Genomic DNA, 25,427 nt, shown 5'->3' on the forward strand with positions numbered 1-25,427 from the left:
GGTTATTGAAAAGGCGGCATCGCATGCAACGGCGGATTTTTTCTGGGGTTCTGGTTTCCTTCTTTCTAGCCGCCCACACGGCGGCCAGCGCGCAAACGCCCACCCCGCTGCGCCTGCTCACCCACAGCTCGTTTGACTTGCCCAAAGAACTGCTCGCCCAGTTTGAAAAAGACGCGGGAGTGAAGCTGCAGATCGTCAAGGCGGGCGACGCTGGTGAAATGGTCAACAAACTCATCCTGACCCGCGCCAAGCCGCTGGCCGATGTGGTGTTCGGCATCGACAACACCTTGCTGCACCGCGCACAAGCTGCGGATGTGCTCGACGCCTACACCGGCCCGGCCGCACAGCGCCCTGCTGCTGCGGTCATGGTCGAGGGCGCCGCGCCCAGTGGTGGGGTGGCGGGCGTGGTGCCGGTGGACTTCGGCTACGTCACGCTCAACATCGACAAAGCCTGGTTTGCCCAGAAGGGCCTGGCCCTGCCCATGTCATTGAACGACCTGACCTTGCCCGCCTACCGCAAGCTGCTGGTGGTGCAAAACCCCGCCACCTCCAGCCCGGGGCAGGCGTTTTTGTGGGCCACCATCGCAGGTCTGGGCGAGCCTGCGGCGTTTGACTGGTGGGCCCGCATGCGCGCCAATGGCGTGAAGGTGGCCAAGGGCTGGACCGAGGCCTACTACACCGACTTCACCCACAACGGCGGCACGCGCCCGATCGTGGTCAGCTACGCCAGCAGCCCGGCTGCCGAGGTGTTTTACGCCAAAGAAAAGCTCACCGAATCGCCCACCGCCAATTTGTTTCTCAAGGGCGGCGTTTTCAGGCAGGTGGAAGGCGTAGCACTGGTCAAGGGTGGCAACCCGGCCGCGCGCGATGCGGCGGGCCGGTTCATTGAGTTCCTGCGCTCAGCGCCGGTGCAGCAGGCTTTGCAGACCAGCATGTGGATGTTTCCGGCCGAAGCCGGTGCGGCGCGGGTGGACGTGATGAAGCACCACGCCAGCGAGCCCACGGCCTACGACAACCCCGCAGTCGCCCAGATGGGCCAGCAAGGCAAAGCCTGGCTGCAGCGCTGGACGAAAGTGGTGCTGAAGTAAGCGGCATGCCCCGTTTGCCCCTGCGTTGGATGCTGCCCGCCCTGCCGCTGGCGTTTCTGGCGCTGGTGCTGGTAGCGCCCGTGCTGCGCCTGCTGGCCGAGGGGCTGGGGGACGCTGGCTTGGGCGGCACCGCCCCTTGGGCGCTGTGGCAAGACGATCACCTGCGCTGGCGGCTGCTGTGGTCGTTTGCGCAGGCAACCATCACCTGCGCTCTGGCGCTGTTGCTGGGGCTGCCGCTGGCCTGGGTGCTGGCCCGGCTGGAATTTGCCGGGCGCGCCACCGTGCTGCGCCTGCTGATGCTGCCCTTTGTGGTGCCCACGCTGGTGGCCGCGCTGGGTGTGCTCGCGCTTTGGGGCCCCCGAGGCTGGCTGGGCGAACCGCTGGCCAGCGCGGGTGTGGACCTGGAAAACAGCCCCTGGCTGCTGCTCTATGGCAATTTGTTTTTCAACCTGTGCCTGGTGGTGCGCGCGGGTGTGGACGCGCTGGAGCAGGTGAGCGCCGCCCGTGTGGCCGCTGCACGCACGCTGGGTGCCACGCCGTGGCGCGCGTTCTGGCGGGTGGAGTGGCCGGCCATTGCGCCCTGGCTGGCGTCGGCGCTGTGCCTGGTGTTTTTGTACTGTTTTTCCGGTTTTGGGCTGGCGCTGATTCTGGGAGGCCAGCGTTACGCCACGGTCGAGGTGGAGATTTACACCCTGGTGGCCTACGAACTGGAGCTGGGCCAGGCCGGCGTGCTCGCGGTGTGGATGCTGGGGTTGACCGGCGCCGTGGCCGTGGCTTACGCGTGGATGGAAAAGCGGCTGGCGGCACCTGGGCGCACCACACCGGTGGCGCGCCAGCGCCCGCGGGGTGTGGGCCAGTGGGCTGCCGTGGCCAGCGCCTTGGCCGTGCTGGGGCTGGTGTGTGCGGCGCCGTTGCTGGCGATCGCGGGGCAGGCGCTGCGTGCGCTGCTGTGGGGGCAGGGTGGGGCGGTGCTGCTGGAACCCGAGACAGGTCAGGCCCTGTGGAACACGCTGCGCTTTTCAGCCATGGCGCTGGTGTTGGCTACTGTGCTGGGCCTTACCCACGCTCTGGCGGTGCGCGCGCTGGATGTAGCGGGTGCCGCGCGCGGTGCCAGCAGTGCCCGGGGTGCGCTGGCCCTGGCCTGGCGCGCAGCGGCTTTTTTGCCGTTTGTCGTGTCCCCGGTCACCGTGGCGTTTGGCCTGTTGTTGCTGTACCCGGACTGGACCGCCAGCCTGGGCCTGCTGGTGGCCGCCTACGCCCTGTTGGCCTACCCCTTCGTGGCCAAGTCGCTCACCGCCGCGCTGGACAGCCTGCCCGCCAGCTATGCGCAGGCCGCCGCCACGCTGGGCGCGAGCCCCTGGCGGGTTTTCTGGCGTGTCACCCGGCCACTGGTGTCAGGTGCGCTGCGCCGCGGCATGGCGTTTGCTGCGGCCACCGCGCTGGGCGAGTTTGCGGTGTCGCTGTTTCTGTCCCGGCCCGAATGGACCACGCTCACCACCCTCATTTACCAGCGCCTGGGCCGCCCCGGCGCAGGCAACCTCGACGCCGCGCTGGTGCTGGCCTGCCTGCTCATGGCACTGGCGCTGCTGGCCTTTGCGGGCATTGAAGGCAAGAAGGACAATCGCCCCCATGCTTGAACTGCGCGACATCGCCAAACACTGGGACCACCGACCCCTGCTGGACGGCGTGAACCTGCGGGTGAACAGCGGCGACACCGTGGCGCTGCTGGGCGCTTCAGGCAGTGGCAAAAGTACGCTGTTGAAGATCGTGGCCGGGTTGGAAGCGCCCGAGCGTGGCAGCGTATGGTTTGACGGCGAAGACATCACCCGCCTGCCGCCTGAGCGGCGCGGCTTTGCGCTCATGTTCCAAGACTTTGCGCTGTTCCCGCACCTGAACGTGCAGGACAACGTGGCCTTTGGCCTGCGCGAGCAAGGTGTGGGCCAGGCCGCAGCCTGTGAGCAGGCGCGCGAACTGCTGGCCCGCTTTGGCCTGGCCGCCCACGCCACCGCCCGCGTGTGGACGCTTTCCGGCGGCGAGCAGCAGCGTGTGGCGCTGGCCCGCGCGCTCATCACACGCCCGCGTGCCCTGCTGCTGGACGAACCCTTTTCTGCGCTGGACGCGACCTTGCGCGACCAACTGCGCGCCGAATTCCGAGAGCGCATTCAAGCCGCAGGCATGTCGGCCATTTTGGTCACCCACGACGAACAGGAAGCCCGAGCGATGGCCCAGCACGCATGGGGTGTGCAGGGCGGCAAGCTGGTGGCCTTGTGGTGAGCTGTGCTGCCGGCTCGCTGCTTGCGGCTGGCACAATGAACCCGCACCCGCCGGGCGGTGCGTTACAGGAACGTTCACCATGGGCTGGTTTTCCAAAAGCACCGACAACTTTTTTCTAAGCACCACCACGCCCGGCGGCATTGCGCTAAGCCAGTACCTTGGCGTGGTCAACGGCGAAGCCATCATTGGCGCCAATATCTTTCGCGACATGTTTTCGTCGGTGCGCGACGTGGTGGGCGGGCGGGCTGGGGGCTACGAACGCGCCTTGGCTGGCGCACGCGACGCCGCCATGGAAGGCCTGATTGAAGCGGCCAAAGAGATGGGCGCCAACGGCGTGATTGGGATCGACTTTGACTACGAGGTGCTGGGCGAGACCAACGGCATGATGATGGTGGCCGTGAGCGGTACCGCGGTAAAACTCTGACTCAAAGGCCTGAAGCACCCCATGGACGCCTACATCATCATCGGCAACACCAACACCCGCAAAGCCTCGCTGGTGCGCAGCCTTACCGGCTGCTTCAACCGCAGCGTGCGCGAGATCCAGATTCAGGGCGCGAAGAAGCCGCAGCGCTTCTACGCACGAGTCGGCACCCTGCAAGACACGCGGGTGACGGTAGAGCAGTACGTGGCAGAAGTGGCCCGTACCCGCGCCGAAGCCGTGTTGTTTTGCCTCTCGCCAGAGGCCCACAAAACCGACACGTTGGAATACCCCGATGCTCAGGCCTATGTGGCCGCGCTGCGCGAGCTGGGCTGGCGCATCAAGGGTGTGGCTGTGCTGGGTCAGAACGCTGGTGGTGTTCGCGCCCCCAACCTGCGGCAGTACATCAGCGCGCCCACGGCGCCGGTGAACCTGACGGCCAGGGATGTGCGCGCGCAGTTTGGCTGGCTGTAAAGCCGCGCTGATGACCCCCAACCACGCCAGGCTGTTACTGGGCGCGCAGCGCCTGCAACAGTTTCAAGCCGCCGCGCCCGCTCACCTCGTGCCCCAGCCGAGCCTGCTCAATGCGAATCGCCGCCCGACTTTTGTCGCCCAGCATGCCGTCTACCTCACCAATGTCGTGACCACGCAAAATCAGCAGGCCTTGCAGTTCGCGGCGCTCGGCGCGGGAAATACCGGGGTCGTCGGTGGGCCAGGCAGTGGCGAATGGGCCGGCGCCGCGCAGGCGGTCGCTCAGGTGGGCAATCGCCAGGCCGTAGCTTTCGGCAGCGTTGTAGCTGTAAAGCGCATCAAAGTTGCGAAATACGAGAAACGCCGGGCCTTGAGGGCCCGCGGGCGCCAGTAAGCCCGCGTTGCCCAGCTGGGCGGGCAGGGCTGATCCGTTGGCCTGGCGCAGGCCCCGCGCCACCCAAGCGGCCATGGGGCGTTTGGTGCGACGGCCTTCGCCGGTGGTGCTGAAGCCTGCGGGCAAGTTCACTTCGAAGCCCCAGGGCTGGCCGGTTTGCCAGCCGGCTTTGGCCAGAAAGTTGGCGGTGGAAGCCAGGGCGTCGGCGGTGCTGTCCATCAGGTCGCGCTTGCCGTCGCCGTCAAAATCCACCGCAAGCCGTTCGAAGGTGGTGGGCATGAACTGGGTGTGACCGAAGGCCCCGGCCCAGGAGCCCACCAAGCGCTCTGGCGCAATATGCCCCGCCTGCAAGATGCGCAGCGTGGCGTAAAACTCGCCGCGAAAAAAGGCTTGGCGCCGGCCAAAACACGACAGCGTGCCCAGCGCTTGCACCAGCGGGTACTTGCCAAAGGTCTGGCCAAAATTGCTTTCCACACCCCACACCGCCACCACGGTGGCCGGGTCCACGCCGTAGCGCTGTTGCACGCGTGCCAGCGTGTCGGCGTGTTGCGCCAGCAGCGCTTGGCCCTCGGCCACGCGTTCTTCGTCCACCAAGCCGGCCAGGTAGTCCCAGATGGCCATGCGGAATTCGGGCTGGTAGTTCAGCTTGTCGATCACGCTCATATCGGGCGCGAGGCTTTGGGTGTGCTGGGCAAAGGTGGCGTCTTGCACGCCGGCAGCCCGCGCGGGTGTGCGCAGGGTGTTCAGGCAGGCCTCGAACTCGGCGTTGGGGGCCTCTTGGGCCCAGGCGGGGACAGCCAGCAACAGGCAGGCACCCAATAGGGCGCGCAAAGCGGTGTGTTTCTTCATGGCTCGCATTGTCGGGCATGCCCCGTGCCAGAGCCGTTCAAACGCCCCAGGTGCTGCCGTGCTCGGGCACCAGCGCTTGCCAGCGCAGTTCGGTCTCAATGCGGTGGCGCAGCCGGTCAGAGGCTTCCATGTCGCCATGCGTCACAAACACGCGGCGCGGCGCGGCGGGCAGGGCCCGCAGCCAGTCCATGAGCTGGCTGGCGTCTGCGTGGGCCGAAGCCGAGCCCAACTGCACCACCTCGGCGCGCACGGGCAGGTCTTGCCCGTGGATGCGCAGGTGGCTGTGGGGGGCTGGCGATCCCCGTGTGCCGCCATCCTGGTTGGCCACGCTGGCTAGCGTGGCGCCGCGCGTCCCGGGGGCCTGGTAGCCGGCGAGCACCACCATGTTGCGGTGGTGCCCGAGGTATTGGGCCAGGTGGTGCAACACGCGCCCGCCCGTGGCCATGCCGCTGGCCGACAACACCACCTTGGGGCCGTGCTGCAGGGCAATGGCCTTGGACTCTTCCACCGATCGCGTCATTTTGGCCACGCGCTCCATGGCTTCGCACTGCGCAGCGCTGAGCCGGTGTTCGCCCACATGCTGCGAAAACAGCCCGGTGCTGTGGATGGCCATGGGGCTGTCCAGGTAAATGGGCAGGCTGTGCGGTAGCACGCCGTTGGCCTTGAGCAGGGCAATGGCGTGCAGCAGCTCCTGGGCACGGCCCACTGCAAACACTGGAATGACGGCGGTGCCACCCCGTGCGGCCACGCGCTGCAAAGCCGGACCCAGCTCGGCCAGCACGTCTTCTTCAGGGTGCTCGCGGTCGCCGTAGGTGGACTCGATCACCACCACGTCGGCGGCGGGGGGGCTTTCAGGGGGCTTCATCAGCATGTCGTCGGGGCGGCCCAGGTCACCCGAAAACACAATACGGCGGCCGCCCACTTCGAGCAGCAGACTGGAGGCGCCCAGAATGTGCCCGGCGCCAAAGAACTGCGCCTTCCAACCGCGCACCGGTTCAAAGCTTTGTCCCAGGGGTACGGTCTTGAAGAGCTTCAAGCTTTCGTGCGCGTCGTCCTCGGTGTAGAGCGGCAAGGCTGGCGCGTGTTTGGAAAAACCGTGGCGGTTGGCAAACGCGGCGTCTTCTTCCTGAATGTGGCCGCTGTCGGGCAGCAAAATCTTGGCCAGGTCGCGGGTGGCCGGTGTGGCCCACACTTTGCCGTGAAAGCCTTCCTTGGCCAGCAAGGGCAGGTAGCCGCTGTGGTCCAGGTGGGCGTGCGTCAAGATCACCGCGTTGATGTGGTTAGGCATCACTGGCAGCGGGTCGCGATTGCGCAGGCGCAGTTGCTTGTAGCCCTGGAACAGTCCGCAGTCCACCAGCACGCTGTGGCCCGCGTGTTCCACCAAATACTTGGAACCTGTGACGGTGCCCGCAGCACCCAGAAAGCGAATGTGTACGTTCATAAAAACATCGTACCCCCAGCAGGGCGCAACCCCCAAGCGCTGCGTCAATACCGGGCCAGTTAGCCGCCCAAGGCGGCATCGAGCAGCAGCATGAAGATGAAGCCGCCCAGCAGGGTAGCCGTGGCCAGGGTTTCAAACCCGTTGCGGTGCGTTTCGGGAATGATCTCGTGGCTGACCACAAACAGCATGGCCCCCGCTGCCAGTGCCAGGCCCACCGGGTAAAACGCCGGCACGCTGCCCAGCACCCACAAGCCCAAAATAGCGCCCAGCGGTTCGGCCAGCCCGGTAAGGGCTGCCACGCCCCAGGCTTGGGCAGCGCTGCAGCCGAGCGTGCGCAAGGCCATGGCCACAATCAGGCCCTCTGGCATGTTTTGCAAGCCAATGGCCAGCGCCACCGAGGCTCCAGCCTGCGCCGTCTCGCCCGTGTCAACGCCCAAAGCCACGCCCGAATACGCCGCACCCACCGCCAGGCCTTCGGGCACGTTGTGGATGAGGATGGCCAACACCATGAGCCAGGCCCGCTGCGCGGCGGCCTGGTCCACCGGCCCGCCGGCGGCCCACTGGCCGGCATGGCCGGGCGCTGCCGGTGGCAATACCGCGTGTTCGTGTGGGGTGAAGCGGTCAATGGCGAGCATGAGGCCCATGCCCAGCGCCAGGCCCACACCGCTGAGCGCAGCCGCACCGGTCGCCCCGCCGGGAACACCCGCCAGCAAAGCCTGGCCAGCGGCCAGCGAAGGCAACAGCAGGGCAAAAATGGCGGCAGCCAGCATCACCCCGGCCGAAAACGACATCAGCGCTGCCTCTTGCAGCTTGCTCACGCGCTGCACCAGAAACACCGGCAGGGCACCCACTGCCGTGGCCATGGCCGCGATCAACGAAGCCTGCAGGCCGGCGGCCATGGCACTGCCGTTCTGGGCAGCGTCCCACCAGGCGCGGGTGGGTGCCCAGAACGTACTGAGCGACACCACACCCGCCATCAGCAGCAGGCCAGCACCCAGCGCCAGCAGGCTGTGCAGCAAAGCGTGTGTTGGCACAGGCCGTTCAAGACGCTGTAACTGGGCCCAGACGGGACGAACTTGTCGGATGAGGGCTGCCATGGTGTTGTGCTCCTTGCCTAGGTGTCAGGGTGAATGCCATCACCCATAGCCAGCAGTGTGTCAAAAACTATCGATAAATGCCATTCGATCGTTGTTATCGATCTCATAGGGCACCTGCGTGGGTGCGTCACAGGCGCCGTGGCGCCACGCTCAAAGCGGCTGGCAGCTGCGCAGTTTCCACACGTTTTACAATCCGGGGTTGCCCCAGTGTTGCCAATCAGGGGTGGCTTGCGGCATTCACTGCCTCCGCAGCCTTTGCGGCAGCCGCCGTGTGCACGGCCTGCATCCTGTTTTTCTCACCAACCTCCCGGACCCCATGAGTGCATTTGACGAAGAGCGCGTGTTGAGCGTTCACCACTGGACCGACCGCCTGTTCAGCTTCACCACCACCCGGGGTTCGTCCCTGCGTTTTTCCAACGGCCACTTCACCATGATTGGCCTGCGCATCAACGGCAAGCCGCTGGTACGCGCGTACAGCATTGCCAGCCCCAACTACGCTGAGCATCTGGAGTTTTTGAGCATCAAGGTGCCCGACGGCCCGCTCACCTCGCAGCTGCAACACATCCAGGTGGGCGACACCGTGCTGGTGGGGCGCAAGCCCACCGGCACGCTGCTGATCGACTACCTGCTGCCGGCCAAGCGCCTGTACATGTTTGCCACCGGCACCGGCCTGGCACCGTTCCTGAGCGTGATCCGCGACCCTGAAACCTATGAGCGTTACGAGCAGGTGGTGCTGGTGCATGGCGTGCGCGAAGTGAAAGAACTCGCCTACCGCGAACTGCTGTCGGATACGCTGAAACAGGACGAATTTCTCGGCGAAATGGTCGCGCAGAAGTTTCTGTATTACCCCACCGTCACCCGCGAGCCTTTTGTGCACCAGGGCCGCATTCCCACGCTCATTGAAAATGGCACGTTGGCAAAAGACCTGGGCCTGCCTCAGCTCAACCGCACGGAAGACCGCATCATGATCTGCGGTAGCCCCGAAATGCTGCGCGATCTGAAAGGGCTGGCCGAAAAGTACGGCTTTGAAGAAGGTAGCACCAGCCGCCCAGGTGAGTTCGTGATCGAACGGGCGTTTGCGGGTAGCTGAGAGCGCAAAGCGGCTGGGTTTCAGCCGCTGAAGCCTGGGCTGTAGGTAACGCCGAGCCCACGTGTCTGTTGGATGGTCCGGGGCTTTACCCGGCCACGCCTTGCAGGCGCAGCGGCGACAAAGCATCGGCGCTGACGCCGTGGCGCACCAGCTCCTCAGGCAGGGCACGGCGCAGCGCCAGCGCCGCACAGGCTTCCCCCATGGCAGCGCTGGTCTGTATGCCGTAGCCGCCTTGCGCGGTGCACCAAAAGAAGCCCGGCGCGTGTGCGTCAAAGCCGCCCACCAGTTCGCCGTCGGCCACAAATGACCGCAAGCCTGCCCAGGTGTGCGTCGGACGGGGCTTCAGCGTCGTCCAGGTCTCCACCGCGTGCAAGCCCAGTGCAATATCCAGCTCTTCGGGCTGCACATCCTGCGGGTGTGTCGGGTCTTCGTTGACGGGTGACGCCAGCAGCGCACCGGCATCGGGCTTCATGTAAAAGCTTTCGTCTGCCGCCAGCAGCAGCGGCCACTGGGCCGTGTGGGTGCCCGCTGGCGATGCAAAGGTGAACGCGGTGCGGCGCTTGGGCACCAGGCCGATGGGTGCCACTCCCGCCATGCCCGCCATCACATCGCACCATGCACCGGCAGCGTTGATCAGCACCTGGGCCGCGTACTCCGCACCCCCGGCCGTGCGCACATGCCAAAGGTCGCCCGCGCGCTTGATGCCCACCACCTCCGCATTCGTGACCAGCTCGCCGCCCGCGCGTTTGAAGCCGCGCAGGTAGCCCTGGTGAATGGCGTGCACGTCCATGTCGAAACTGTCCGGCTCATAAATGGCGGCGCTCACCTTCTCAGACCGCAGCGCGGGCACCATGGCCAACGCTTCGGCCGCGGTCAGTCGGCGGCCGCGCGGGCTGACGTCTTTCAGTACCGCCCAGGCTTCGTCAAGGTGGTGCATCTCGTCCGGGCCCGCCACCGTGAGCAGGCCACGTGGCATGAGCAGCGGCGCATCAGCAAACCCCGCCGGCGGTTGCTTGAAAAAAGCCTCGCTCGCCCGCGACAGCGCACGCACCTGAGGTGGCCCGTAGCTGGCAATGAACTGCGCCGCCGAGCGGCCGGTGCTGTGGTAGCCCGGTTGGCTCTCGCGCTCCAGCATCACGCAGCGCCCATGTGGGGCGAGGAAATAGCCAGCAGAGGCGCCCGCGATGCCGGCGCCAAGGACGATGAAGTCGGTCTGTTTCATGCAAGATATTGTGGCGGACGATGCCGCTTTGCTCCGCTCGCTTGGCCCATCTGACGGCCGCGTCTTCATCGGCGCCAGGGGTCTTTCAAGGTCTCACGGTCGCCAGGCTAGGCTGGGCGTGCGGTACTGAGACCGGCAACGAATGCTTTGGAGCGCTCATAGCCCAGGACCACGACCGCGTCTACCCCGCCTGGACGCCCAAGCAGATCCCTGGTGTATCGGCCACGGCGAAATGCATTCCCGAGGCGGTCAACGGAAAAAGGGGCGACGGTCACCCGTCGCCCCTTTTGCATGTCTGAAAGCTTCGGCCGCCCTCAGCTGAAAAAGCTCTTCGCCTTCTCAAACCACCCCTTGTCGTTCGGGCTGTGCTTGTGGCCGCCTTTCTTGAACGATTCGTCGAGTTCTTTGAGCAGCTTGCGCTGGTGCTCGGTCAGCTTCACCGGTGTTTCCACCGCCACGTGGCAATACAGGTCGCCGGGGTAGCTGCTGCGCACACCCTTGATGCCTTTGCCGCGCAGCCGGAAGGTTTTGCCGCTCTGGGTGCCTTCGGGCAGGTCGATCGTGGCCTTGCCTTGCAGGGTAGGCACGTCGATCTCGCCGCCCAGTGCGGCGGTGGTCATGCTCACGGGTACCTGGCAGTGCAGGTCATCGCCTTCGCGCTCGAAGATGTCGTGCTTGCGCAGACGAACCTCGATGTAGAGATCGCCTGAAGGCCCGCCGTTTTGGCCGGGTTCGCCGTTGCCGGTGCTGCGGATGCGCTGGCCGTCGTCGATGCCGGCCGGAATCTTGATCTCCAGCGTTTTCTGCTTTTTGATCTTGCCCTGGCCGTGGCAAGCGGTGCACGGCTCGGGGATGATCTTTCCGCTGCCGTGGCAGGTGGGGCAGGTTTGCTGCACACTGAAAAAGCCCTGGCGCATCTGCACCTGGCCCTGGCCGTGGCAGGTCGAGCAGGTCTTGACGCTGGTGCCGGGTTTGGCACCGGTGCCTTTGCAGGTGTCGCAGTCGTCCCAGGACGGAATGCGGATCTGGCTTTCTTTGCCGGCGGCCGCTTCTTCCAGGGAAATTTCCATGGCGTACGACAGGTCGGCACCGCGGTACACCTGGCGGCCGCTGCGCTGGCCGCGTGCACCGCCAAAGATGTCGCCAAAGATGTCGCCAAACGACTCGCCGAAACCGCCGAAGCCTTCGGCACCGGGGCCGCCGCGCATGTTGGGGTCTACGCCGGCGTGGCCGTACTGGTCGTAGGCCGCTTTTTTCTGCGGGTCCGACAGCATTTCGTAGGCTTCTTTGGCTTCTTTGAAGCGCTCTTCTGCGGCCTTGGCCGCGTCACCCTGGTTGCGGTCGGGGTGGTGCTTCATCGCCAGCTTGCGATACGCCTTCTTGATTTCTTCGTCCGACGCGTTTTTCGGAACGCCCAGCACTTCGTAAAAATCTCGTTTAGCCATGGTGTCGTGCAGTTCTGTTTGAACACAAACGCCGCGGACGGGCACGTTTCAGTGCCCGGACGCGGCGGCTGACCGGTTGCTCAGCCCGTTCGGGCCGAACAACCGTTCGTGGGTTGGCGATCAGCCCTTTTTGACTTCCTTGACTTCGGCGTCAACGATGTCGTCGTCAGCCGCGTGGCTGGCGTTGCCCTGGCTGGCACCTTCGGCGGCGCCACCTGCTGCAGCCGCTTGTTCGGCTTGCGACGCGGCATACACCTTTTCCCCCAGCTTCTGGCTGGCCGACATCAGGGCTTCCGTCTTGGCCTCAATGGCTTCTTTGTCTTCGCCTTTAAGCGCTTCTTCGACGTCTTTCACAGCCGCTTCAATGGCTTCTTTTTCCGCCGAGTCCAGCTTGTCGCCGTGCTCAGCCAGGCTCTTCTTGACGCTGTGCGCCATGGCTTCGCCTTGGTTACGAGCCTGCACCAGCTCGACCTTTTTCTTGTCGTCAGCGGCGTTCAGTTCGGCGTCTTTCACCATTTGCTGGATCTCGTCTTCGCTCAGACCCGAGTTCGCCTTGATGGTGATCTTGTTTTCTTTGCCGGTGCCTTTGTCTTTGGCGCCCACGTGCAAGATGCCGTTGGCGTCGATGTCAAAGGACACTTCGATCTGGGGCGTGCCGCGTGCCGAAGCCGGGATGCCTTCCAGGTTGAACTCGCCCAGCAGCTTGTTGCCCGAAGCAATTTCGCGCTCGCCCTGGAACACCTTGATCGTCACGGCCGGCTGGTTGTCTTCGGCGGTGGAGAACACCTGTGCGAACTTGGTCGGGATCGTGGTGTTTTTCTGGATCATCTTGGTCATGACGCCGCCCATGGTCTCGATACCGAGGCTCAGCGGGGTCACATCCAGCAGCAACACGTCTTTGCGATCACCCGAGAGCACCTGGCCCTGGATGGCGGCGCCCACGGCCACGGCTTCGTCGGGGTTCACGTCTTTGCGTGGCTCCTTGCCAAAGAACTCTTTGACCTTTTCCTGCACCTTGGGCATGCGCGACATGCCGCCGACCAGGATCACGTCGTGGATGTCGCCCACACTGATGCCGGCGTCTTTGATGGCCATGCGGCACGGTGCAATGGTGCGCTCAATCAGCTCTTCCACCAGCGCTTCGAGCTTGGCCCGCGTGAGCTTGATGTTCAGGTGCTTGGGGCCCGAAGCGTCGGCGGTGATGTAAGGCAGGTTCAGGTCGGTCGCGGCCGAGCTGGACAGCTCGATCTTGGCCTTTTCAGCGGCTTCCTTCAGGCGCTGCAGGGCCAGCACGTCTTTGGACAGGTCAACGCCTTGCTCTTTCTTGAACTCGCCAATGATGTAGTCGATGATGCGCTGGTCGAAGTCTTCGCCACCCAGGAAGGTGTCGCCGTTGGTGGAGAGCACTTCGAACTGCTTCTCGCCATCGACGTCAGCGATTTCGATGATGGACACGTCAAACGTGCCGCCGCCCAGGTCGTAGACGGCGATCTTGCGGTCGCCCTTTTCCTGCTTGTCCAGGCCAAAGGCCAGGGCTGCAGCGGTGGGCTCGTTGATGATGCGTTTCACGTCCAGGCCCGCGATGCGGCCAGCGTCTTTGGTGGCCTGGCGCTGAGCATCGTTGAAATACGCAGGCACGGTGATCACGGCTTCGGTGACTGGCTCGCCCAGGTAGTCCTCGGCGGTTTTCTTCATCTTGCGCAGAATGTCGGCGCTGACCTGCTGGGCCGAAATCTGCTTGCCGCGCACTTCCACCCAGGCGTCGCCGTTGTCGGCCGCCACGATGGAATAAGGCATGAGGTTGATGTCCTTCTGGACTTCTTTCTCGGTGAACTTGCGGCCGATCAGGCGCTTGATGGCGTAGAGCGTGTTGCGCGGGTTGGTCACCGCCTGGCGCTTGGCGCTGGCGCCCACGAGCACTTCACCGTCTTCCTGGTAAGCCACGATCGACGGCGTGGTGCGCGCACCTTCCGAGTTCTCGATCACCTTGGTGGTGTTGCCTTCCATGATGGACACGCACGAGTTGGTGGTGCCCAGGTCGATGCCGATGATTCTTCCCATGTTGTTTGCTCCGGATAGATAAATGAATTGGTGAAAAGGATGCTGGTGATGTGTGGATAAAGCCCCCGGATTTCAAGGGGATACCCGCTCAAAAGTCTTATTTGGGCGCGGCCACCGTGACCAGCGCTGGGCGCAGCACACGGTCGGCGATCAGATAGCCCTTTTGCAGCACGGTGACCACTGTGTTGGCTTCCTGCTCAGCCGGGACCATGCTGATGGCCTGGTGCTGGTGCGGGTCGAACTTGCTGCCAGCGGCCGGGGCAATTTCCAGCACCTTGTGGCGCTCCAACGCGCTTTTGAGCTGTTTGAGGGTGGCTTCAGAGCCTTCGCGCAGCTGCTCGCGCGTGGCTTCCTGAATGGCCAGGCCGGCTTCCAGGCTGTCGGCCACGGCCAGCAGGCTATCGGCGAAGCTTTCGACCGCAAACTTGCGCGCCTTGCTCATCTCATCTTCGGCGCGGCGGCGGGTGTTTTCGGCTTCGGCCTTGGCGCGCAGAAACTGTTCCGCGAGTTCGGCATTTTTGGCTTTCAGCTCCGAGACTTCGTTGGTCAGGGCTGCCAGCGCATCGGCTTCGGCCACAGCGGCTGCGGCCAGCGCTTCTTCCGGGCTCACGGGCGCGGCATGTTCGTGGCTGGTGCTGTCGGCGGGGTGGGGTTGTTGGCTCATGGGCGTTGGTGGTTTGACGTGAATTCAAAGGCAAAGCTTGCTCGTCGGAAGCTTGGGGCTTGTCGCGCAAGTTCAAGGGCGTACGCCCGCAAAGTCGGTAAATCGGCGGTGGTCGGGTGAAAATCAGCGTTTTGTCACAGAACAAGGCCCATGAAACTCTTTCGCCACGGCCCTCAGGGCGCCGAAAAACCCGGTTTGGTGGACGCGAGCGGCGCCCTGCGCGACCTCTCTGGCGTGGTCGCCGACCTGTCGCCCGCCACGCTCGGCCCCGATTCTATGTCCCGCCTGGCCGCACTGGACCCGACCCACTTGCCGCTGGTGCCAGCGGGCACCCGGCTGGGCGCCTGTGTGGGCGCGGTGGGCAACGTGGTGTGCATCGGCCTGAACTACGCCGACCACGCCGCCGAGGCGGGTCTGAAGCCGCCCGGTCAGCCCATTGTGTTCAACAAACACAATGGCGCCATCAGCGGCCCGAACGACCCGCTGTGGTTGCCGCCCGACGCGATCAAGCTGGACTGGGAAGTTGAGCTGGGCATTGTGATTGGCCAGCGTGCGTTTCATGTGAGCGAGGCCGATGCGCTGCAATACGTGGCCGGTTATTGCCTGGTGAACGACGTGTCGGAGCGGGCTTACCAGATCGAGCTGGAAGGCCAGTGGACCAAGGGCAAGAGCTACCCCACGCACTGCCCGATTGGGCCCTGGCTGGTGACACCCGACGAACTGGGCGACCCACAAGACGTGGACCTGTGGCTGGACGTGAACGGTGTGCGCCGCCAGACCGGTAACACCCGCACCATGATCTTTGGCGTGGCGCAGATCGTGAGTTACCTGAGCCGCTTCATGGCGCTGCAGCCCGGTGACGTGATTCCCACTGGAACCCCGCCGGGTGTGGGCATGGGCCAAAAGCCGCCGGTGTACCTGCAGGCGGGTGATGTGGTGCGCCTGGGCGGGCGCGGTTTGGGCGAGCAGTGCCAGACGGTGGTGGCCAGCCCGATGCGCTGAGCTGGTCAGGCGGCCGGGCGGGCTGGCTCGATCGGTGTCGAAGCCGCTGCGTTGGCCGCAGCCCGGGCCTGTTGCTGGCTCCATTTCGGGGCGAACTGCTGCACGTCAAGCAGGCGGCGGGCCAGATCGGCCCCTTGCGATGTAAGGCGGTAGCCCTCGCCCGCGTGGTCGACCAGGCGCGCGGCGCGCAGTTCCTTCAGTCGGGTGTTGAGGGTGTTGGGGGTGACGCCACCGACGCTGTCTTGCAGCAGTCGAAACGTCTGGGGATGGCCGTCGCTCAGGGCCCAGATCACCCGCAGGGCGTAGCGCGACTCCAGCAGGTCAAACAGCCGGATCACAGCGGCATTGTCTTTGGCACTCATGCGGGTTCTCCTGTGACGGCCTGGCGCAGGCTGCCCGCTAACGCTTGTGGGGCAGGCTTGCTAGCAGTTTTCTAGCTGGTTGCCATGGTGCCCGTGCGCAAGGTATCGAACGATCCGGATTTACCCCCATGGCCCCGGCCGGCCGGTGTGCTCAGCTTCTCAGCGGCGGTAGACCTTGCGCAGCAGCGCGTTGAGCGTTTGCAGCTCGTCGGCGGTGAGGGCATTCGACACGTCTTGCTCCAGCTGGGTGGCGGTGCTCTGGGCTTCTCGCTGCAGGCGTTTGCCCGTGGCCGAGACGTGCAGGCCCTGGGCACGGCGGTCGGTGGGGTGGGCTCGGCGTTCAATCAGGCCGCGCTTTTCCAGTGCCTTGACCATGCCCACCAGATTGGGCGGCAAGATGTCAAGGGCGGTGCAGATCTGGCGCGAGGTGATGCCGGGGTTGTGCGCCACGAGGGTGAGCACCGAAAAGTCCACCGGGCGCAGGCCAAACGGTTCCATGCGCTGCAAAAAAACCGAGATCACGGCCAGCGCGGCACGGCGGGCGTTGTAGCCGAGCAGGGTTTCCAGATACGAGGTATCCAGTTCGCTGGAGCCGACGACAGGGGTGAGCTCGGCGGCGGCTTCGCTGTGTTGGCGAGCGGCCCGCGGTCGGCGCAGGGTGTTGGCAACGGAGGTCTCGGACATATTCAGAGCATAGCGCGCCGGCGCAGTGACGCTGTTGGGCAGGCCGGACGCGTCATGCCGCGTCCAGGCTGGCGCCCATGATCGCCATGCGGGTCTGAAACTCGGGCCACACCCAGCGCCAGAAACCGGTTTGGGCCGTGCTCCAGCGGGGGCTGGTGGCCTGCGGAGTGGCTGCCACACGGCTCCAGGCCCATGCCATCAGCAGCAGGGCCAGGGCGCGCAGGTAGTCGTCGGCCAAGCCGTAGGGCAGTTCGGGTGAAGCGCCCGCAGCCTGGGTGGCGGGCAGCAGCTGCCCGGTGGTGAACTGGGCAAAGCCGGCCATGGCCTGGCGGGTGCGTTCGGCATCGGGGCTGTCGCCCAGCTCGGCGGCCAGTTCGGCGAGCAGGGTTTGCAGGGCGTTGGCACCGTCGGGCAGCACCTTGCGCACCAGCAGGTCGATGGCCTGAATCTCGTTGGTGCCTTCGTAGATCATGGCCACGCGGGCGTCGCGCACCACCTGTTCAATGCCCCATTCGCGCACGTAGCCGTGGCCGCCAAACACCTGCAGGCAGGCGCTGGCGCCAGTGAAGGCCTGGTCGGTCCAGGCCGACTTGAGCACCGGCGTGACCAGGCTGCACCAGCGCTGGGCGGCGTCGCGTCGGGCTGCATCGGGGTGTTGCTTCAGGGTGTCGAGCTCCAGCGCGGTGCGGTAGGCCACCACGCGGCCGGCGTCGATCCAGGCGCGCTGTGTGTCGAGCACGCGGCGCATGGCTGGGTGCTGGTGGATCGGGTCGGCTTCACCCGCCCGGCTGGCGCTGCCGGGGGCGCGCATTTGCCGGCGTTCCTGCGCATAGGCGTTGGCTTTTTGCCAGGCGGCGTCGAGCAGGCCAATGCCTTGCAGGCCCACATGCAGGCGGGCGGCGTTCATCATGATGAACATGGCGTTCAGTCCCTTGCCGGGCTCGCCCACGATCCAGGCTGCCGCTTCGTCGAAACGCATCACGCAGGTGGGGCTGCCGTGCAGGCCCATCTTCTCTTCGATGCGCTCACACACGACTGCGCTGCGCGCGCCGTCCTCGTAAAACTTCGGGACCAGAAACAGCGACAAACCTTTGGGGCCGGGCGGGCTGTCGGGCAGGCGCGCCAGCACCAGGTGCACGATGTTGTCGGTCAGGTCGTGTTCGCCGCCCGAGATGAAAATTTTGGTGCCGCTGAGCGCGTAGCGCCCGTCGGGCAACGGTACGGCCTTGGTGCGCACCAGCCCGAGGTCGGAGCCCGCGTGCGGCTCGGTCAGGCACATGGTGGCCAGCCATTCACCGGTGGCCACTTTTTCCAGGTAGCGGGCCTTCAGCGCGGGCGAGGCGTGGTGCTTGATGCATTCATAGGCACCGTGCAGCAGGCCCGGGGCCATGGTCCAGCCGTGGTTGGCGGCGCTGAGGTTTTCGTAAAGCATCGCTTCCAGCACAGCCGGCAGGCCCTGGCCGCCGTCTTCGGTGGCGCATGCCAGCGACGGCCAGCCGGCTTGCCAGAAGGCCTGGTAGGCGTCCCGGAAACCCGGTGGCATGGTGACGGTGCCGGCCTTCCACTGCGCGCCCACTTCGTCGCCGTCCCGGTTCAGCGGTGCCACCACCTCGCCCACAAATTTCGCGGCTTCGTCCGTCACTTGCGTCAGCAGGTCTTCATCCATGTCGCTGTAGGCGGGCAGCGCGGCGAACTGCTGTGCGGCTTGCAGCACCTGGTTGAGGATGAAGCGTTGTTCGGCGGGTTGGGGCTGGTAGGCGTTCATGGGCGGCGATGGGAGCGGTTCGATTGAATGAAGGGGTCAGCGGGCGCGTGTTTCTTGCGCAGCCTTGTCGGGCGAGCCTTCGAGGCCGGCGAGCAGGGCTTTGCTGTTGCCGGGAATGACCATCTGGAACTTGTTGTCCACGGTGGTGTAGTCAAAGTAGCCCATGCGCGCGATGGGCTGCATCTTCAGCACATCGACCAGGCCGTTGCCGTCGATGTATTCGTCGTCGATGTGAATGCCCACCACGCGGCCAAACACCACGTCCACCGTGCCCATGGGCGGCTTGCCGGGGAAGCGCAGGGTGTTGAGGTACTCGCACTCGAACTGGATCGGGGAGCCCTTCACGCGCATCGGCTTGACGAGCCGGCTCTCCAGCTTGTCCAGTCCGGCGCGCTGAAATTCGTCCACACCGTGCGGCAGTTCTTCGGCGCTGATGTTGACCGCCTCGCGCTGCGCAAAGGTGGCCATGTTCCACACAAACTGGCCCATCTGCTCGGCGTTGCGCACCGAGTCCTTGCGTTCGCCCTGCGTGGTCTGGTTGGCGCTGAACATGACGATCGGCGGGTCGAAGGTCACGTTCTGAAACTGGCTGTAGGGAGCCAGGTTGTGCCGACCTTGCGCATCCACGGTTGAGATCCATCCAATGGGGCGTGGGACCACGCAGGACTTGAACGGGTCGTGCGGCAGACCATGGGGCGTGTTACCGGGTTCGTAGTACATGGTGGTGTCCGTTCGCTGAGGGTTCGGGTGTGCGCGTCGTAGCCTTTCAGGCGGGCTGGCGCGCACTGCCCAGGTAGGTCTCGATCACTCGGGGGTCATTGGCCAGTTCGCTGGCCGGGCCTTGTGCGCTGAGTTCGCCCATTTCGAGCACGTAGCCATGGTCGGCCACCTGCAGCGCGGCGCGGGCGTTTTGTTCCACTAGCACAATCGTCACGCCGGTCTGGCGCAGGCGCTCGATGATGGAAAAAATCTCGCGCACGATCAGCGGTGCCAGACCCAGGCTGGGTTCGTCGAGCATCAGCAGTTCGGGGCCGGACATGAGCGCTCGGCCCACAGCCAGCATCTGGCGCTCGCCACCCGACAGGGTGCCGGCGAGCTGGGTGCGCCGCTCTTGCAGGCGCGGGAAGATGCTGTACACATCGTCCAGCTTGCTGCGCCACTGCGCGTTGCCCAGGCGCATCTGGCGAAAGCCACCCAGCAGCAGGTTGTCTTCCACCGGCATGGTGCTGAACAGCTCGCGCTTTTCGGGTACCAGGGCCATGCCGTTCATCACGCGCTCTTCGAGCGTCAGGGTGCTGATGTCCTGACCGCGAAATTCGATGGTTCCCTGGCCCGGCAGGATGCCCATGACGGTATTGAGCAGCGTGGACTTGCCCGCGCCGTTGGGCCCGATGACGGTGATGACGCTGCCTTTGTCGGCGTGCAGGTCGATGCCGTGCAACACCTCGGCGCGGCCATAGCCGGCGCGCAGGCCTTTGAGTTGAAGAAGGGGTGTGGTGCTCATGTCGTCTTGCCAGTCGGCTTGGGTGGGTAGCGCGTGAAAAGGTTCAGTCCAAGGGCACCGCCGGGCCGGCTTTGCCGGACGGCCCGTAAAGCCCCCTTGGGGTGACGCCAACGGCGGCGCGGGAGTGCTCCATGCTCTAGTGGTCGGTACCGAGATACGCCGCGCGCACCTTGGGGTCTTGCTGGATCTGGGCGGGTGGCCCTTGCGTGAGCAGGGTGCCGAACTCCATCACCACGAGGTGGTCGCAAATCTGCATCACCAGGTCCATGTCGTGCTCCACCAGCAAGATGCTCATGCCCTCGGCCTTGAGCTGGCGCAGCACGCCGGCCAGTGCCTGCTTTTCCTGGTGGCGCAGGCCGGCCGCGGGTTCGTCCAGCAGCAGCAGGGCCGGGTCGGCGCACAGCGCGCGGGCAATTTCCATCAGCCGCTGCGGGCCCATGGCCAGGTTGCCGGCTTGCTCGTGCAGGTACTCGCCCATGCCAATGCGTTCCAGCTGGCGCTGCGCTTCGCGGAACAGCTGCTGCTCTTCGGCGCGGTTGGCGCGCAGCATGGCCGAGAGCACGCCCTTGCGACCCCGCGTGTGGGTACCCAACGCCACGTTCTCCAGCACCGTCATGTCCGGGATCATCTTCACGTGCTGAAAGGTGCGGGCCATGCCTTGGCGGGCGATCTCGCGCGAGTGCAAACCACTGATGGTGGTGCCGCGGTAGTCCACCTCGCCGCTTGTGGCGCGCAGCACCCCCGTGATCAGGTTGAAGGTGGTGGACTTGCCGGCGCCATTGGGCCCGATCAGGCCCACGATCTGCCCAGCGCGAATCTGGAAGCTGATGTCATTCACCGCCACCAGGCCACCAAACTGCATGCGCGCCTTGCGCACGTCGAGCACCAGCGCGCCAGCCTCGGGTTTGTCGCGTTCGGGCAAGGCGGCGGCCTGTTGCCAGTCCTCCGTGCGTGCTTTTTTCGGCAGGTGGCGCCCCACCAGCGACCACAAGCCGTCGGGCAGGTACTTCAGCACCATCACCAGCGCAATGCCGAACACGATGACTTCGTAGCTGCCACTGGTGCCCATGAGCTTGGGCAGCAGCACCTGCAACTGGTCTTCCAGCAAGCGGATGAGGCCTGCGCCCACGATGGCGCCCCACACGTAGCCCACGCCGCCCACCACTGCCATGAAAAGGTATTCAATGCCCATCTTCAGGCCGAAGGCCGACGGGTTGACGGTGCGCTGGAAGTGCGCCAGCAGCCAGCCGGCCACCGAGGCCAACAGCGCGGCCAGCACAAAGATGGTGACCTTGTAGCGGAAGGTGCTGATGCCCATGGCCTCGGCCATTTGCGAGCCGCCTTTGAGCGAGCGGATGGCGCGGCCCGCACGCGAGTCCAACAGGTGCAGCAGGGCGGCTGCAAAGGCCAGCAGCAGCACCCAGGTGAGTACAAAGAAAGCGCGACCCTGGCCAATGTCAAATTCGCCAATGCTCAGGCTCTTGATGCCCAGCAGGCCGTCGTACTTGCCCAGTGCGTCCAGGTTGCCCATGAGGTAATACAGCGACAAGCCCCAGGCTATGGTGGCCAGCGGCAGGTAGTGGCCCGACATGCGCAGCGTGATCAGGCCCACCAGCAGCGCACTGCCGGCGGTCAGGCCCATGCCCACAAACAGCGTCAGCCAGGGCGACAGGCCGGTGTTGAGCGTGAGCCAGGCGGTGGTGTAGGCGCCAATGCCCACAAACGCAGCTTGGCCAAACGAGGTGAGACCGCCCACGCCGGTGAGCAGCACCAGGCCCAGCACCGTCATGCTGTACATACCGATGTAGTTGAGCTGGGTGATCCAGAAATCGGGCAGGGGCAACACCGCGATCAGCGGAATGGCGGCGCCCAGGACGAGCAGGCCCATGTTTTGAAGGTTTTTCATATCAGTGGTCTTCGTCCGAATGGCCGCTGCGCAGCGAACGCACCAGCAGCACCGGCAAGATGAGCGTGAACACGATCACCTCTTTGAACGCGCTGGCCCAGAACGAGCCGAACGCTTCGATCACACCCACAAACAGTGCGGCAATGAGCGCGCCGGGGTAGCTGGCCAGGCCGGCGGCCACGGCAGCCACAAAGCCTTTCAGCCCGATGAGGAAGCCCGAGTCGTAAAACACCGTGGTGGTGGGGCCGATGAGCAGGCCCGAGAGCGCGCCGATGAAAGCCGCCATGGTGAAGGTGAGCTGGCCCGAGGCCTGCGACGAAATGCCCATGAGGCGCGCGCCGGTGCGGTTGACCGCCGTGGCACGCAGCGCCTTGCCGCGCAACGAGCGCTCAAAGTACAGCCACAGCAGCACGATGAGCGCAACGGTGGCCAGCGCGGTGATGATGGTCTGGCCCGAGAGCATCACCGGGCCCACGTTGAGGCGCAGGTCCCAAAACGCGGGGTTGCGGAAACCCTCGGCGCCAAAGAACACCAGGCCCAGGCCGGTCATGGCGAAATGCACACCCACCGACACGATCAGCAGCACCAGCGGGGTGGCGCTTTCCAGCGACTGGTAGGCCACGCGGTACACCAGCGGGCCATACACGGTGACCACCGCCACGCTCAGCGCCGCCTGCACGGCCAGCGGAAACTGCTGCGGTGCCGCCCAGATGGCGATGCCCGCCACCACCAGCGGCACGATCAGCGTGCGCCCGGCGGCTTTGAACGCCACCAGCGCGTTGCGGTGGTGCTGCCAGCGGCCTGACAGCTCCATGAGCGCGGCCACGCCGGCCAGCAGCAACAGCAGCCACACGGTGCCGGGCACCTGGCCGGTTTGAAATATGGCCAGGGTGAGCGCGCCATAAGCGACGAATTCACCCTGGGGAATGAAGATGACCCGCGTGACGGTGAACACCAGCACCGTGGCGAGCCCGAGCAGGGCATACACGGCGCCGTTGGTGAGGCCGTCCAGCAACAGAATGCTGGCAATGGAGAAGTCCATAAACGCCTAACGAAAAGTAATGGCTGAAAAAACTCAGGCGGTGGCGCGCCGGTTCAGAGAGATCAGGAAGACCTCGGCGCGCGACGTGTCTCCCTCCAGAGGCCCCGAGGGTCCGGCGCCGCCGTCCCGAGATGCCGTCCCCCCTCCCAGCGCCGAAGGCGCGCCAGAGAGGGGGGAAGCCGCGTCAGCGGCGCAGGGGGGTGCTCCGATTCACTCCACCTTGAACTTGCCGTCGGCCACCTTCAGCATCACGCCAGTTTCCAGCGTGTAGCCCCAGTGGTCGGCAGCGGTCCAGTTCATCACGCCGTGCGAAAACACGGTGCGGCCCATGGTTTCCATGGCATCGCGAATGGCGGCGCGGAATTCGGGCGTGCCGGGCTTGGCTTTCTTCAGTGCCACCGGAATGACCTTCTCCAACGTGATCTGGGCGTCGTAGGCGTGGCCGGCAAATTGGTTGCGCAAGCCCGCACCCACCGCAGCCTCGTACTTCTGAACGAAGTCCACCGCCACCTTTTTCGACGGGTGGCTGTCGGGCAGCTGCTCGGCAATCACGGCCGGGCCAGACACCACATAAGCGCCTTCAACGGCTTTGCCGCCCACGCGCATCAGGTCCTGGGTGGCGGCAGCGTGCGTCTGGTAAATCTTGCCTTTGAAACCCCGGTCCACCATGGCCATGTGGGGCATGGCAGCGCCAGAGCCCGAGGCCACGATCAGCACCGCATCGGGGTTGGCGGCGTTGATCTTGAGGGCTTGCGGGGTCACGCTGGTGTCGTTGCGGGCAAAGCGCTCGGTGGCCACGATTTTGATGCCAGCCTTGTCCAGCAGCGGGCCAATTTCTTTGAGCCACTGCTCGCCATAAGCGTCGGTGTAGCCCAGGAAACCGATGGTCTTGACGCCTTGCTTCTTCATGTGCTCCACCACGGCGTGGCCCATCACCGTGTTCGACTGTGGCAAGCGGAACACCCACTTGTCTTTGCCTGGTGGCAGGCCCACCGGCGAACCAGCGAGCTGCACCGTGCCGGCTTCCGAGGCGATGTCGCTCATGGCGGCCGCCACCGACGTGATGCACGAGCCAATGATCATGTCCACCTTGTCTTCGGTCACAAAGCGGCGCGCGTTGGCCGCACCTTTGCCGGGGTCGGTGGCGTCGTCCAGGATGATCAGGTTCACCTTTTCACCGGCGATCGTCTTGGGAAACAGCTTGAACTGGTTCTGCATGGGAATGCCCAAGCCGGAGCCGGGGCCGGTGAGCGCGAGGCTGACGCCGATGTTGATGTCGGCATGGGCCGCAGTGCTGGCCAAGGTGGCGATGGCAACGGCTACCAGGGTTTTGATGGCTTTCATGGACTGTCTCCTGTTCAGGGTGGTTGGGGAAAAAGGGACCGGGGATCGGATGCTGGGGGCTGTCAGGCGTCTTGCGCGCCCTTCACGAGTGACTTGCGGCGAATGCTCAGGCGGTGCACAGCGCCTTGATGTCGGCGGGCACCGGAATGGCTTTGATGCGGTCTGGGTCGTCGGGGTGCTTGATGCAAAAAGCGCGGGTTTCCAGGCCCTCGCACAGCACCACATCGCCGCGCATGACCACGTGTTTCTGGATCACCACTTTCTCGCGCCATTCCTGGACGCTGGTGTGGATCTGCAGCCGTTCACCGTAGGTGGCCGGGCGCATGAATTTGGTGTTGATCTCCAGCAGCGGGGTGCCAATGATCCCGGTCGTTTTCACCAGTTCGCGCCAGGGCGGCACGCCGCATTTCACAAAAAAATTCAGCGACGAGGCGTCCATCCATTTGCTGAAATTGGGAAAGAACACGATGCCGGCGGGATCGCAGTCGCCGAACATCACGTCCACTTCGTACACAACGGTTTTGGTCATGAGGTGCTTTCAACGTGGCGCCATACGCAGGGCGCCGTCCAGGCGGATGGTTTCGCCGTTCAGGTGGCCGTTGGTGACGATGTGCGCCGCGAGTTGGGCGAATTCTTCGGGCTTGCCCAGGCGCTGTGGGAAGGGAATGCTCGCCGCCAGCGATTGCTGCACCGGCTCGGGCAGGGTTTTCATGAGCGGCGTGAGGAACAGGCCGGGAGCGATGGTGCACACGCGAATGCCGTGCTGCGCCAGGTCGCGTGCCATGGGCAGCGTCATGCCGGCCACACCGGCCTTGGACGCGCTGTAGGCTTGCTGGCCCACCTGGCCGTCAAACGCGGCCACGCTGGCGGTGAACACCATCACGCCGCGCTCACCGTCCTCCATGGGCTCCAGCTTGGCGCAAGCGGCGGCAAACAGGCGCGCCGCGTTGTAGGTTCCGATCAGGTTGACGTTGATGACCCGGGCAAAGTCTTCCAGCGGCGCGGCGTTGCCGTCTTTGCCAACCACGCGCTTGGCCGATCCGATGCCGGCGATCTGCATCAGGATGCGCGCCGGGCCGTGGGCGGCTGCGGCGGTGTCGATGGCGGCCTGCATGCTCTCGGGGTTGGCCACGTCACAGGCGACGGCCACGCCGCCTATGTCGGCCGCCACGCGCTGGGCGTTTTCCAGGTTCAGGTCGAGCACCGCGACTTTGGCACCCTGACGGGCGAGTTCGCGGGCGGTGGCTTCACCGAGGCCGGAGCCTCCACCGGTGACGAGGGCAGCGTGTCCTTGGATGTTCATG

At 65.2% G+C, this 25,427-nt stretch carries 23 protein-coding genes and 1 pseudogene; 7 read left to right on the top strand and 17 right to left on the bottom strand.

Going from position 1 to position 25,427, the window contains the following annotated elements:
• Positions 1-23: 23 nt before the first annotated feature.
• The 5 genes from ACTG4K_RS12540 to ACTG4K_RS12560 all read left to right on the top strand — a co-directional run bounded on the left by ACTG4K_RS12540 (position 24) and on the right by ACTG4K_RS12560 (position 4,254).
• Positions 24-1,088: a thiamine ABC transporter substrate-binding protein gene (locus ACTG4K_RS12540; RefSeq protein ID WP_439114543.1), complete on the top strand. Its 1,065-nt coding sequence runs from the start codon at positions 24-26 to the stop codon at positions 1,086-1,088.
• A gap of 5 nt (positions 1,089-1,093) precedes the next feature.
• Complete coding sequence (locus ACTG4K_RS12545; RefSeq protein WP_439114544.1) at positions 1,094-2,725, top strand: ABC transporter permease; 1,632 nt, start codon at positions 1,094-1,096, stop codon at positions 2,723-2,725.
• On the top strand, positions 2,718-3,362 hold the full coding sequence (locus ACTG4K_RS12550) for an ABC transporter ATP-binding protein (protein ID WP_439114545.1): 645 nt from the start codon (positions 2,718-2,720) through the stop codon (positions 3,360-3,362). The genes ACTG4K_RS12545 and ACTG4K_RS12550 overlap by 8 nt, the downstream gene beginning before the upstream one ends.
• A gap of 79 nt (positions 3,363-3,441) precedes the next feature.
• Entirely contained in the window at positions 3,442-3,786 is a 345-nt protein-coding gene (locus ACTG4K_RS12555) for a heavy metal-binding domain-containing protein (RefSeq protein WP_439114546.1), read from the top strand.
• Positions 3,787-3,807: 21 nt separating this feature from the next.
• Complete coding sequence (locus ACTG4K_RS12560; protein ID WP_439114547.1) at positions 3,808-4,254, top strand: hypothetical protein; 447 nt, start codon at positions 3,808-3,810, stop codon at positions 4,252-4,254.
• A gap of 34 nt (positions 4,255-4,288) precedes the next feature.
• Here ACTG4K_RS12560 and ACTG4K_RS12565 read toward each other — a convergent pair whose 3' ends face one another.
• The 3 genes from ACTG4K_RS12565 to ACTG4K_RS12575 are packed head-to-tail and all read right to left on the bottom strand — an operon-like array spanning position 4,289 to position 8,032.
• The gene (locus tag ACTG4K_RS12565; RefSeq protein WP_439114548.1) at positions 4,289-5,494 is read right to left on the bottom strand and encodes a lytic murein transglycosylase; all 1,206 of its coding nucleotides are present in this window, start codon (positions 5,492-5,494) and stop codon (positions 4,289-4,291) included.
• A 37-nt stretch (positions 5,495-5,531) separates the two neighbouring features.
• Complete coding sequence (locus tag ACTG4K_RS12570) at positions 5,532-6,935, bottom strand: MBL fold metallo-hydrolase (RefSeq protein WP_439114549.1); 1,404 nt, start codon at positions 6,933-6,935, stop codon at positions 5,532-5,534.
• A 59-nt stretch (positions 6,936-6,994) separates the two neighbouring features.
• Positions 6,995-8,032, bottom strand: a complete 1,038-nt coding sequence (locus tag ACTG4K_RS12575; RefSeq protein ID WP_439114550.1) for a ZIP family metal transporter — start codon at positions 8,030-8,032, stop codon at positions 6,995-6,997.
• Between the two features lie 316 nt (positions 8,033-8,348).
• On the opposite strand from ACTG4K_RS12575, the gene ACTG4K_RS12580 reads away from it, so the two are divergent.
• Positions 8,349-9,122 (top strand): ferredoxin--NADP reductase, encoded by a 774-nt coding sequence (locus ACTG4K_RS12580; protein WP_439114551.1) that lies wholly within the window; start codon positions 8,349-8,351, stop codon positions 9,120-9,122.
• An 85-nt stretch (positions 9,123-9,207) separates the two neighbouring features.
• On the opposite strand, the gene ACTG4K_RS12585 is transcribed toward ACTG4K_RS12580, so the two are convergent.
• From ACTG4K_RS12585 to grpE, 4 genes are all read right to left on the bottom strand, one after another.
• Positions 9,208-10,344 carry an NAD(P)/FAD-dependent oxidoreductase gene (locus ACTG4K_RS12585; protein ID WP_439114552.1) on the bottom strand — a complete coding sequence of 379 codons (1,137 nt, stop codon included), beginning with the start codon at positions 10,342-10,344 and terminating at the stop codon, positions 9,208-9,210.
• A 314-nt stretch (positions 10,345-10,658) separates the two neighbouring features.
• Positions 10,659-11,789 carry a molecular chaperone DnaJ gene (dnaJ, locus tag ACTG4K_RS12590; RefSeq protein ID WP_439114553.1) on the bottom strand — a complete coding sequence of 377 codons (1,131 nt, stop codon included), beginning with the start codon at positions 11,787-11,789 and terminating at the stop codon, positions 10,659-10,661.
• A gap of 120 nt (positions 11,790-11,909) precedes the next feature.
• Positions 11,910-13,850 (bottom strand): molecular chaperone DnaK, encoded by a 1,941-nt coding sequence (gene dnaK, locus ACTG4K_RS12595; RefSeq protein ID WP_439114554.1) that lies wholly within the window; start codon positions 13,848-13,850, stop codon positions 11,910-11,912.
• Between the two features lie 97 nt (positions 13,851-13,947).
• Entirely contained in the window at positions 13,948-14,514 is a 567-nt protein-coding gene (grpE, locus tag ACTG4K_RS12600) for a nucleotide exchange factor GrpE (protein WP_439114555.1), read from the bottom strand.
• A 150-nt stretch (positions 14,515-14,664) separates the two neighbouring features.
• On the opposite strand from grpE, the gene ACTG4K_RS12605 reads away from it, so the two are divergent.
• Positions 14,665-15,516 carry a fumarylacetoacetate hydrolase family protein gene (locus tag ACTG4K_RS12605; RefSeq protein ID WP_439114556.1) on the top strand — a complete coding sequence of 284 codons (852 nt, stop codon included), beginning with the start codon at positions 14,665-14,667 and terminating at the stop codon, positions 15,514-15,516.
• Positions 15,517-15,521: 5 nt separating this feature from the next.
• Here ACTG4K_RS12605 and ACTG4K_RS12610 read toward each other — a convergent pair whose 3' ends face one another.
• The 10 genes and pseudogenes from ACTG4K_RS12610 to ACTG4K_RS12655 form a co-directional block, all read right to left on the bottom strand.
• Positions 15,522-15,878, bottom strand: a complete 357-nt coding sequence (locus ACTG4K_RS12610) for a winged helix-turn-helix transcriptional regulator (protein WP_439114557.1) — start codon at positions 15,876-15,878, stop codon at positions 15,522-15,524.
• 159 nt (positions 15,879-16,037) lie between these two features.
• Positions 16,038-16,562, bottom strand: coding sequence for a MarR family winged helix-turn-helix transcriptional regulator (locus ACTG4K_RS12615; protein WP_439114558.1), 525 nt, complete (start codon positions 16,560-16,562; stop codon positions 16,038-16,040).
• A 52-nt stretch (positions 16,563-16,614) separates the two neighbouring features.
• Positions 16,615-18,327 carry an acyl-CoA dehydrogenase family protein gene (locus tag ACTG4K_RS12620; protein WP_439114559.1) on the bottom strand — a complete coding sequence of 571 codons (1,713 nt, stop codon included), beginning with the start codon at positions 18,325-18,327 and terminating at the stop codon, positions 16,615-16,617.
• 36 nt (positions 18,328-18,363) lie between these two features.
• Positions 18,364-19,047: a flavin reductase family protein gene (locus ACTG4K_RS12625; RefSeq protein ID WP_439114560.1), complete on the bottom strand. Its 684-nt coding sequence runs from the start codon at positions 19,045-19,047 to the stop codon at positions 18,364-18,366.
• A 280-nt stretch (positions 19,048-19,327) separates the two neighbouring features.
• Positions 19,328-19,831: pseudogene (locus ACTG4K_RS12630) on the bottom strand (ABC transporter ATP-binding protein); the annotation flags it as partial.
• A 136-nt stretch (positions 19,832-19,967) separates the two neighbouring features.
• Entirely contained in the window at positions 19,968-21,737 is a 1,770-nt protein-coding gene (locus tag ACTG4K_RS12635) for a branched-chain amino acid ABC transporter ATP-binding protein/permease (RefSeq protein ID WP_439114561.1), read from the bottom strand.
• 1 nt (position 21,738) lies between these two features.
• The gene (locus ACTG4K_RS12640) at positions 21,739-22,779 is read right to left on the bottom strand and encodes a branched-chain amino acid ABC transporter permease (protein WP_439114562.1); all 1,041 of its coding nucleotides are present in this window, start codon (positions 22,777-22,779) and stop codon (positions 21,739-21,741) included.
• 210 nt (positions 22,780-22,989) lie between these two features.
• Positions 22,990-24,123: an ABC transporter substrate-binding protein gene (locus ACTG4K_RS12645; RefSeq protein WP_439114563.1), complete on the bottom strand. Its 1,134-nt coding sequence runs from the start codon at positions 24,121-24,123 to the stop codon at positions 22,990-22,992.
• Positions 24,124-24,229: 106 nt separating this feature from the next.
• The gene (locus ACTG4K_RS12650) at positions 24,230-24,652 is read right to left on the bottom strand and encodes an acyl-CoA thioesterase (protein WP_439114564.1); all 423 of its coding nucleotides are present in this window, start codon (positions 24,650-24,652) and stop codon (positions 24,230-24,232) included.
• Between the two features lie 9 nt (positions 24,653-24,661).
• Positions 24,662-25,426, bottom strand: coding sequence for an SDR family NAD(P)-dependent oxidoreductase (locus ACTG4K_RS12655; RefSeq protein ID WP_439114565.1), 765 nt, complete (start codon positions 25,424-25,426; stop codon positions 24,662-24,664).
• Between the last annotated feature and the right edge of the window lies 1 nt (position 25,427).

This window comes from Hydrogenophaga sp. (genome assembly GCF_965657535.1).
Taxonomy (GTDB): domain Bacteria; phylum Pseudomonadota; class Gammaproteobacteria; order Burkholderiales; family Burkholderiaceae_C; genus Hydrogenophaga.

What these genes read in the sequence shown, in the direction of transcription:
- ACTG4K_RS12540 (WP_439114543.1), top strand. Translation starts at nt 24, where the DNA reads ATGCAACGGCGGATTTTTTCTGGGGTTCTGGTTTCCTTCTTTCTAGCC.
- ACTG4K_RS12545 (WP_439114544.1), top strand. Translation starts at nt 1,094, where the DNA reads ATGCCCCGTTTGCCCCTGCGTTGGATGCTGCCCGCCCTGCCGCTGGCG.
- ACTG4K_RS12550 (WP_439114545.1), top strand. Translation starts at nt 2,718, where the DNA reads ATGCTTGAACTGCGCGACATCGCCAAACACTGGGACCACCGACCCCTG.
- ACTG4K_RS12555 (WP_439114546.1), top strand. Translation starts at nt 3,442, where the DNA reads ATGGGCTGGTTTTCCAAAAGCACCGACAACTTTTTTCTAAGCACCACC.
- ACTG4K_RS12560 (WP_439114547.1), top strand. Translation starts at nt 3,808, where the DNA reads ATGGACGCCTACATCATCATCGGCAACACCAACACCCGCAAAGCCTCG.
- ACTG4K_RS12565 (WP_439114548.1), bottom strand. Translation starts at nt 5,494, where the DNA reads ATGAAGAAACACACCGCTTTGCGCGCCCTATTGGGTGCCTGCCTGTTG.
- ACTG4K_RS12570 (WP_439114549.1), bottom strand. Translation starts at nt 6,935, where the DNA reads ATGAACGTACACATTCGCTTTCTGGGTGCTGCGGGCACCGTCACAGGT.
- ACTG4K_RS12575 (WP_439114550.1), bottom strand. Translation starts at nt 8,032, where the DNA reads ATGGCAGCCCTCATCCGACAAGTTCGTCCCGTCTGGGCCCAGTTACAG.
- ACTG4K_RS12580 (WP_439114551.1), top strand. Translation starts at nt 8,349, where the DNA reads ATGAGTGCATTTGACGAAGAGCGCGTGTTGAGCGTTCACCACTGGACC.
- ACTG4K_RS12585 (WP_439114552.1), bottom strand. Translation starts at nt 10,344, where the DNA reads ATGAAACAGACCGACTTCATCGTCCTTGGCGCCGGCATCGCGGGCGCC.
- dnaJ (WP_439114553.1), bottom strand. Translation starts at nt 11,789, where the DNA reads ATGGCTAAACGAGATTTTTACGAAGTGCTGGGCGTTCCGAAAAACGCG.
- dnaK (WP_439114554.1), bottom strand. Translation starts at nt 13,850, where the DNA reads ATGGGAAGAATCATCGGCATCGACCTGGGCACCACCAACTCGTGCGTG.
- grpE (WP_439114555.1), bottom strand. Translation starts at nt 14,514, where the DNA reads ATGAGCCAACAACCCCACCCCGCCGACAGCACCAGCCACGAACATGCC.
- ACTG4K_RS12605 (WP_439114556.1), top strand. Translation starts at nt 14,665, where the DNA reads ATGAAACTCTTTCGCCACGGCCCTCAGGGCGCCGAAAAACCCGGTTTG.
- ACTG4K_RS12610 (WP_439114557.1), bottom strand. Translation starts at nt 15,878, where the DNA reads ATGAGTGCCAAAGACAATGCCGCTGTGATCCGGCTGTTTGACCTGCTG.
- ACTG4K_RS12615 (WP_439114558.1), bottom strand. Translation starts at nt 16,562, where the DNA reads ATGTCCGAGACCTCCGTTGCCAACACCCTGCGCCGACCGCGGGCCGCT.
- ACTG4K_RS12620 (WP_439114559.1), bottom strand. Translation starts at nt 18,327, where the DNA reads ATGAACGCCTACCAGCCCCAACCCGCCGAACAACGCTTCATCCTCAAC.
- ACTG4K_RS12625 (WP_439114560.1), bottom strand. Translation starts at nt 19,047, where the DNA reads ATGTACTACGAACCCGGTAACACGCCCCATGGTCTGCCGCACGACCCG.
- ACTG4K_RS12635 (WP_439114561.1), bottom strand. Translation starts at nt 21,737, where the DNA reads ATGAAAAACCTTCAAAACATGGGCCTGCTCGTCCTGGGCGCCGCCATT.
- ACTG4K_RS12640 (WP_439114562.1), bottom strand. Translation starts at nt 22,779, where the DNA reads ATGGACTTCTCCATTGCCAGCATTCTGTTGCTGGACGGCCTCACCAAC.
- ACTG4K_RS12645 (WP_439114563.1), bottom strand. Translation starts at nt 24,123, where the DNA reads ATGAAAGCCATCAAAACCCTGGTAGCCGTTGCCATCGCCACCTTGGCC.
- ACTG4K_RS12650 (WP_439114564.1), bottom strand. Translation starts at nt 24,652, where the DNA reads ATGACCAAAACCGTTGTGTACGAAGTGGACGTGATGTTCGGCGACTGC.
- ACTG4K_RS12655 (WP_439114565.1), bottom strand. Translation starts at nt 25,426, where the DNA reads ATGAACATCCAAGGACACGCTGCCCTCGTCACCGGTGGAGGCTCCGGC.